The organism is Bifidobacterium mongoliense DSM 21395, from assembly GCF_000741285.1.
Taxonomy (GTDB): Bacteria; Actinomycetota; Actinomycetes; order Actinomycetales; family Bifidobacteriaceae; genus Bifidobacterium; species Bifidobacterium mongoliense.
In genome coordinates this window covers 1-7,945 of the sequence record NZ_JGZE01000034.1, presented here as the reverse complement: position 1 = coordinate 7,945, position 7,945 = coordinate 1, and the positions used below count along the sequence as shown (strand labels likewise).

5 protein-coding genes and 1 pseudogene are annotated in these 7,945 nt (G+C 64.6%); 5 read left to right on the top strand and 1 reads right to left on the bottom strand.

Annotation, left to right across the window (positions count from 1 at the left end; translation table 11 throughout):
- Nucleotides 1–407: 407 nt before the first annotated feature.
- Nucleotides 408–1,535 (top strand): branched-chain amino acid aminotransferase, encoded by a 1,128-nt coding sequence (locus BMON_RS08990; RefSeq protein WP_033512170.1) that lies wholly within the window; start codon nt 408–410, stop codon nt 1,533–1,535.
- A 153-nt stretch (nt 1,536–1,688) separates the two neighbouring features.
- Nucleotides 1,689–2,423: a trimeric intracellular cation channel family protein gene (locus tag BMON_RS08985; RefSeq protein ID WP_051918056.1), complete on the top strand. Its 735-nt coding sequence runs from the start codon at nt 1,689–1,691 to the stop codon at nt 2,421–2,423.
- Between the two features lie 603 nt (nt 2,424–3,026).
- Here BMON_RS08985 and rpsT read toward each other — a convergent pair.
- Entirely contained in the window at nt 3,027–3,287 is a 261-nt protein-coding gene (gene rpsT, locus BMON_RS08980; RefSeq protein WP_033512169.1) for a 30S ribosomal protein S20, read from the bottom strand.
- A 536-nt stretch (nt 3,288–3,823) separates the two neighbouring features.
- Between rpsT and lepA the strand changes: the two are divergent.
- The 3 genes and pseudogenes from lepA to BMON_RS08965 all read left to right on the top strand — a co-directional run bounded on the left by lepA (nt 3,824) and on the right by BMON_RS08965 (nt 7,943).
- A pseudogene (gene lepA, locus BMON_RS08975) lies at nt 3,824–5,706 on the top strand (translation elongation factor 4).
- Nucleotides 5,707–5,712: 6 nt separating this feature from the next.
- Nucleotides 5,713–6,930: a radical SAM family heme chaperone HemW gene (gene hemW, locus BMON_RS08970; protein WP_033512166.1), complete on the top strand. Its 1,218-nt coding sequence runs from the start codon at nt 5,713–5,715 to the stop codon at nt 6,928–6,930.
- A gap of 197 nt (nt 6,931–7,127) precedes the next feature.
- Nucleotides 7,128–7,943 carry an FGGY family carbohydrate kinase gene (locus BMON_RS08965; protein ID WP_162176705.1) on the top strand — a complete coding sequence of 272 codons (816 nt, stop codon included), beginning with the start codon at nt 7,128–7,130 and terminating at the stop codon, nt 7,941–7,943.
- The last annotated feature ends 2 nt before the right edge of the window (nt 7,944–7,945 follow it).

Genomic DNA, 7,945 nt, shown 5'->3' with positions numbered 1-7,945 from the left:
CCCGTCGCCGCCCCCCGAAGACGCTGCGGCCGCGGACGCCGCCGAGGCCGCTCCGGCCGCGGACGCCGAGTAGTCCCGGTCGTATCGATCGCAGTATCCGTAAAGGGTCCGCATCCGTGCGGGCCCTTTACCGTATCCCAACGTCCCCGGACGATGGTTCGCCAACGCACCGCCGGACGGTGTCCCCGGCCCATGGCCAAGGGGCATAGGCACTGTCCCGCCGCCCCAACGGCGTGCGATTCGGTGCAGCGGGCGGCACGCCGTGCGGCCCGATTTTTCATAATGTGAACCGCAGACGCCCATCGGGGGCGTCATGTGGGACAGTGGCAGACACATCGCCGACATGCAAGGCGCCGTCCATTGCGGCCGCCGCACGACGGTGCGTTTCACGGAAGAAGAAGATGAGAATGAGCGAACAGACCCATCATGACCCGACCGCCCTGCAATCACTTGCAGCGGCGTTCACCGTCGAATCAAACACCCATCCGGTGTCGGACGAGCGACGAGCCCAGCTGATCGATAAGCCCGCCTTCGGGGAGGTCTTCTCCGACCATATGGCCCATATGACCTGGACGAAGGGCGAAGGCTGGTCCGACCGCCGAATCGAGCCCTACGGGCCCCTCAACATGGACCCGGCCGCATCGGTGCTGCATTATGCACAGGAATGCTTCGAAGGCCTCAAGGCCTACCACCACGATGACGGTTCGATTTGGATGTTCCGCCCCGATGCGAATGCCGAGCGCTTCAGGAACTCCGCGAAGCGCCTGTATCTGCCGCAGCTGCCCGTCGATGACTTCCTCGGCTCGGTGGGTGCGTTGGTGACCAAGGAACGCGCATGGGTGCCCACCCGCCGTGAGTACACGCTCTACATCCGCCCGTTCATGTTCGCCTCCGAACCCTTCATCGGGGTGCGCGCGACCAACGAGGCAGAATATTGCGTCATCGCCTCGCCGTCGGGCCCCTACTTCACAGGTGGCGTCTCACCGGTCAGCATCTGGGTCGAGGACCAATGGTTCCGCACCGGCCCCGGTGGCACCGGCTTCGCCAAGTGCGGCGGCAACTATGCCGCTTCACTGGTGGGCGAGTACCGCGGCATCGAGCACGGCTGCGAACAGGTCTGCTTCGTCGACGCGGCCACCAAGACCTACTTGGAGGAGCTTGGCGGCATGAACATGTTCGCCGTGCACAAGGACGGCCATCTCGAAACGCCGTCCCTCACGGGCAACATCCTGCCTGGCATCACCCGCAACTCGATCATCAGGCTGGCCCAGGATCACGGTCGTGACGTGGTCGAGACCATGATCGGTATCGAATCGTTGCTCGACGACATCCGTTCGGGCGAGGTCACCGAGGTCTTCGCCTGCGGCACCGCCGCGATCGTCACCCCGATCGGGCGGTTCAAGTCCGAGCGTTTCGACGTTTCGGTGAACGGCGGCAAGACCGGTGATCTCACGCTGGCCCTGCGCAACGAGCTCCTCGGCATCCAGCTCGGCGAAATCGCCGATCCGCACGACTGGATGTGGAAGGTCTGTTAAGACCCCCGCTTCACCATCGATATCGTCCGCGACATCCCAAGGGTGCCGCGGACGATATCATATCCGGGGTCGGCAGGCGCACCTCGGCGCGTCGACAGTTGATCGATCCGAATGACCGACGCCACGCGATGGCGTGCGAAAGGTGGGCTGGCGATGGAACCGGTGCTCGAGAAGAACACCTTCTTCATGATCATCGAGTATCTCGCGATCTTCTCATGCGGTCTCGCGGGCGGCCTGCTGGCCGTGCGTAAAGGGTATGACCTGTTTGCCATCATCATCACCTCCTGGCTCACGGGACTCGGCGGCGGCATCGTACGCGATGTCCTGTTGGGGATATTCCCGCCGGCTGGCGTCTCCGACACCGGCCTGGTGCTCGTGGCACTGGCCTCCAGTTTCGTCGTCGCGGTGATCCACCCCGAAGTGGACCGTCTGCGTTGGACCATGCTCGTGGCCGACGCCCTCGCCCTGGGGCTGTTCGCGGTCAACGGGACATCCAAGGCGTTGCTGTATCACACCTCCGCCATGACGGCGGTTTTCCTGGGTATGTTCACGGCGCTCGGCGGCGGGCTGATACGGGACATGCTCCTTAACGAGGTCCCCTCCGTGATCAAGGACCGGCACTGGTACGCCGTGCCTTCCCTGGTCGGATGCGTACTCACCGTGGCGGTCTACGAAGCGGCCTCCTCGGGGTGGATCGGCCAGACGTGGGAGATGCTCGCCGACGTCCTCATCGTCCTCATCGTCGTGGCCATGCGGGTGCTCTCCGTCCTCTACGACATCAAGCTGCCCGGTGCGTTGCAGCGCCACGAAGCGCACCTGCCGCTACGCGTGCCGGCCTTCCGGCGTTCCACCGCTCGCCGCACCCGATCCCACTCCAAGCGCCACTAGACCTTCAGGGATGTTCGGGGTAGACCCGTTTGCGCACCGTGGTCGGGGATGGGCGCCCAGGGTCGGGAATTGGGTGACACAAGTCGACGATTGATTGGCAAGGGTCGACGATTCGCATAGACAAGTCGGGTGATAGCGAAAAACAACCGCGGAATATGGCCCCTCTATCTTCGTATCACCCGACTTGTCTGATCGGTATGAGACGTTGCCGTCCATTCTGCGAACACGCCGCACGTAACCAAACGCAGCAACCGCCAACTGAACTTACTGACGCCAACCAACCTGCAGACCCGCAGCCAACCAACCATATAGACCATCCGCCAATCAACCTGCAGACCCGCAACCTGACGCATCGGATAACTCTTACCCTCTGGCATGACCTATAATCCCACAGGTGCGACGATGATTCGTGGCAATGGGAGGCGATACGCATACGACCGTGCAATAAATACACGCGATGACCACGCGATAACCACGAATATGAATATAACTATGGCCCCACAGAAGCTATCTGTGGGGGCCATAGTGCCGAATCCGGAATCACTCCGATATCGCGCGAACCTCGGCGTTCACCGTGGCTGCAACACCGGCATGATCCTTACATCACAGGGCGTTGATGGCGGAGGCCATGCCCGACTTGCGATTGGCAGCCTGATTGCGGTGGATCACACCGCGTCCCGCTGCGGTGTCCAGGCGCTGCGCCGCGACTGCATAGGCGGTCGTTGCGGCTTCCTTATCACCGGCGGCGATGGCCGAACGGGTCGCGCGAATGGCGGTCTTGAGACCGGACTTCGCGGCGATGTTGCGCTGGTGGGCGTTCTCATTGGTGAGCACGCGCTTCTTCTGCGACTTGATGTTTGCCACTATTACTCCAAACCAAGGTTCCTACAAGGACATACGAGGGTAGATGATAGCATGCCGAGCGGATAATCGCCGTGGTTTACCATGTGTGCGACCAGCCGGCGTCCCGCATCCAAGCCCTCGTCCTGCACACGAACATGCACACGAACAGTCGTACACATGTTTCATCGCGCATGCCGTCCCTTCGTTTCCCTCGTTCTGCACACGAGCAGCCGAACACAGCACTCCATGGGGCAATCCCGCCGTCCGAACCTTCAGTCTTCCACCCGTGCGCGCAATCTGCACCCGATGGCTTCTTCAGCAAACCCACGAGCGCCCTATTCCACCCGCGCAAGCAATCCGCACCCGGTAATGGCCTGACGGCCCAGGATTACCGTCCTTCCACCCGCACCCGCAATCCACACGTCGGCGGCAACCGTCGGCCGGGGTGTCGCCCCTGGAGGCGGGAAGCGCTACGGTAGACTGGGCAGCTTGGCCTGCAGGAACCCACGTCGGACAGAACGGACACGGGATCCCGGGCTCCATGAAGGAGAGACACCGTGACCGCACCGAAGAGCACGCCGGGATTCACCGATCAGTCGCTGATTCGCAATTTCTGCATCATCGCGCACATCGACCATGGCAAATCGACCGTGGCCGACCGCATCCTGCAGCTGTCCGGCATCGTTCCCGAGCGTGAGATGCGCGACCGTTTCCTGGACCGCATGGACATCGAGCAGGAGCGCGGCATCACCATCAAGTCCCAGGCGGTGCGCGTGCCGTGGACGGTGGACGGCACGGAATACACGCTCGGCATGATCGACACCCCGGGCCATGTCGATTTCACCTATGAGGTGTCCCGAGCCTTGGCGGCCTGCGAAGGCGCGGTGCTGCTCGTCGACGCCACGCAGGGCATCGAGGCCCAGACGCTGTCGAATCTGTACATGGCCATCGACCATGATCTGGCCATCATCCCCGTGCTCAACAAGATCGATTTGCCAAGCGCCGAACCCGACAAGCACGCCGAGGAGCTCGCCGGCTTGATCGGCTGCAGCCCGCAGGAGGTACTGCGCGTCTCAGGCAAGACGGGGGAGGGCATTCGCGACCTGCTGGACCAGATCGTCATGGACGTGCCCGCGCCGCACGGCGATCCCGAGGCGCCGGCCAGAGCCCTCATCTTCGACTCGGTCTACGACTCGTACCGCGGCATCGTCACCTACATCCGCATGGAGGACGGCAGGCTCAACTCCCGCGAGCGCCTGCACATGATGGGCATCGGCATGACGCACGAGCCCATCGAGATCGGTGTGATCAGCCCCGACATGACACCCACCAAGGCGCTGGGCGCCGGTGAGGTGGGCTACGTCATCACAGGTGCGAAGGACGTAAGCCAGTCCAAGGTCGGCGACACCATCACCTCCGCGGCGAGGCCGGCGACCACTGCGCTGGAGGGGTACCGCGATCCGCAGCCCATGGTCTACTCGGGACTGTTCCCCGTCGACAACGCGCAGTTCCCCGAATTGCGCGACGCGCTCGACAAGCTCAAACTCAACGATGCGGCGCTCGTCTACGAGCCCGAGACCTCGGTGGCGCTCGGGTTCGGATTCCGCTGCGGCTTCCTCGGCCTGCTCCACATGGAGATCGTCGTGGAACGGCTCGGCCGCGAGTTCGGCCTCGACCTCATCTCCACCGCGCCGAACGTGACCTATCAGGTGACCGGCGAGGACGGCACGGTGCACCATGTGACCAACCCCAGCGAATTCCCGGACGGCAAGATCAAGGCCATCGTGGAGCCGATGGTCGCCGCCGACATCATCACCCCCAAAGAGTTCATCGGCTCGGTCATGGAGCTGTGCCAGGATCACCGCGGCGAGATGGGCACCTTGGAGTATCTCAGTCCGTCGCGCGTCGAGATGCACTACCGACTGCCGTTGGCCGAGATCGTCTTCGACTTCTTCGACCAGCTCAAGAGCCGCACCAAGGGCTACGCCTCGCTCGACTACCATCAGGACGGCGAGCAGCGGGCGGACCTGGTCAAGGTCGACATCCTGATCCAGGGCGAGAAGATCGACGCCTTCAGCGCCGTCGTGCACCGGGACAAGGCCTACGCCTACGGCGTGATGATGACCAAGAAGCTCAGGGAGCTCATACCCCGCCAGCAGTTCGAAATCCCTCTGCAGGCAGCCATCGGCGCCGGATCATCGCCCGGGAGACCATCCGTGCGCTGCGCAAGGACGTGCTGGCCAAATGCTACGGCGGCGACATCACCCGCAAACGCAAGCTGCTCGAGAAGCAGAAGGCGGGCAAGAAGCGCATGAAGATGCTCGGCCGCGTCGAGGTGCCCCAGGAGGCCTTCATCGCGGCGCTGTCCACCGGGGAGGACGGAACGGACCGGGACACGAAGGACAAGATCCGTTCAGCGCAGAAGTCGGAACGGAGCTAGACGGCGATGTACGAGGTCTACATCCACGTGCCCTTCTGCCTGCGCCGATGCGGGTACTGCGATTTCAACACCTACACCGCCTCGGATCTGGGTGGTGGCGCGAGCCGTGACCATTACGCCGCGATGGCCATCCGGGAGATGCGTCTGGTCAAGCAATGGCAGATCGACCACGGCATAACCGAGCCCGCCGCCTCCACCGTGTTCTTCGGTGGCGGCACACCCACCGTGCTGCCCCCGTCGAGTCTGGGAGCGATGCTGCGCGCCGTCGACGAGCTCTGGGGTCTCGCCCCCGGTGCGGAGGTCACCACCGAGGCGAACCCGGACACCGTGGACCACGACTCGATCGCGGCGCTGCGTGACCTGGGATTCAACCGCATCTCCTTCGGCATGCAATCCGCCGTGCCTCGGGTCCTCAAGACCCTCGACCGCACGCATACCCCCGCCAACGTGACGCAGGGGGTCAAAGCCGCCGCACAGGTCGGGCTGCGTTCCAGCGTCGACCTGATCTACGGCACTCCGGGCGAGGATATGGGGGACTGGCGCTACTCCGTCCAAACCGCGCTGGATCTGGGCGTGGACCATATCTCCGCCTACGCCCTCACCCTCGAGCCGACCACGGCGATGGGCCGGGCCGTCGCCCATGGCACCATGCCCGGTCCCGACGATGATGACGAAGCGGCCAAATACGCGCTCGCGGACGCCATGTTCACCGAAGCCGGGCTGGACTGGTACGAGATCTCGAACTGGGCGCGGCCCGGATACGAGAGCCGGCACAACCTCGGGTACTGGCGCAACGTCGATTGGGCCGGTATCGGCCCCGGGGCGCATTCCCACTACAACGGGGTCGGCCGCGGCCGAGATGTGCGCTCCTGGGACATCGCCCACCCCAAACGCTGGGCTCAGGCGATCGATCGGCGCGACGTACCGTGGCAGGGCAGCGAACGGATCGACGCCCTCGAGCATGCCGAGGAGCTCATCATGCTCGGCGTGCGGCTGCGCGAGGGGCTGGCTTGCACGCGTGTGGAACGTGCGGTGGCACGGATCCCCGGCCATACGGGCGCGAAGACCATTGAAGGGGAGCGCGGTCCGCATGCCGACCCCATCGATGACCTCGTCGCCGAAGGGCTGATCGAGGTGCATGGCACGCGCATCATCCCCACCCTGCGTGGACGCCTGCTCAACGATGCGCTCATCGAGCGGCTCTATGAGGCCTACGGACTGTAACCGCAGCGGATGTCCAAACCCGGACCGCGGAAACCGGAAACCGGAAACCGGAAACCGGACGTCTGCATCAGGGCGACGAGGAGCGTTCGGCTCTTGACCGCGCGACCCATCCGGACGTCTGCACTAGAACGACGCGGAACGTTCGACCTTCGACCGCACGACCCATCCCGCCCGCCGACGTCGCTACCATGACGGGCATGGGTTATATCGCTGTATACGATGTGGGCACCACAGCCGTCAAGGCCGCCCTGACGCGCGAGGACGGCTCGCTGCTCGCCACCGCGACGAGCGAGCCGATGCCCCTCCACGACGCCGACGGGCGCCAGGAGCAGGACTCCGACGACTGGGATCTCGCGTTCCGCAACGCAACGCGCACAGTATTCGCCCGAGCCGCCCAGGCCGACGCCGCCTTCACCCACGGCATCGGTTCCAGCGCGATCCTAGGCGTCATCATGAGCGGGCAGATGCAGGACGTCATAGCCCTGGACGAGCATCTCCTCCCCGTACGCCCGGCCATCCTCTACTCGGACGGTCGGGCCCGCGCCCAGGCCCGGCGACTCGCCGATGCGGTGGGGAACGACGCGTTCGCATCCCTGAGCGGCAACCGTGCGGAGGGATCACTGCCCTTGGCCAAGCTCATGTGGCTCGCCGAGCACGAACCCCGCCGCTGGTCACGGGTGCGCCACGTGCTGTTCGACGCGAAGGACTACCTCGTCGCCCGGCTGACCGGGGTTCCCTCGGGCGACACCGTCGCATGCTCCACTAGTGGGGCCATGAACATCGTCACCCGGCGATGGGACGACCGTCTCGTATCGCCGTCGGGCGTGGACCCGGCACTGCTGCCGGCACTGCATGCGCCCGACGAGCGCATCGGCGTCGTCACGCCCGACGCGGCCGCGCGGTATTCGTTGCCGGCCGGCACCCCCGTATACGCCGGCATCGGCGACGCGGGTACGCAGTGGGGTCGGCGTCCGAATGGTTTGAGAGGATGTGACCGCGGATCAGATGCGTGACG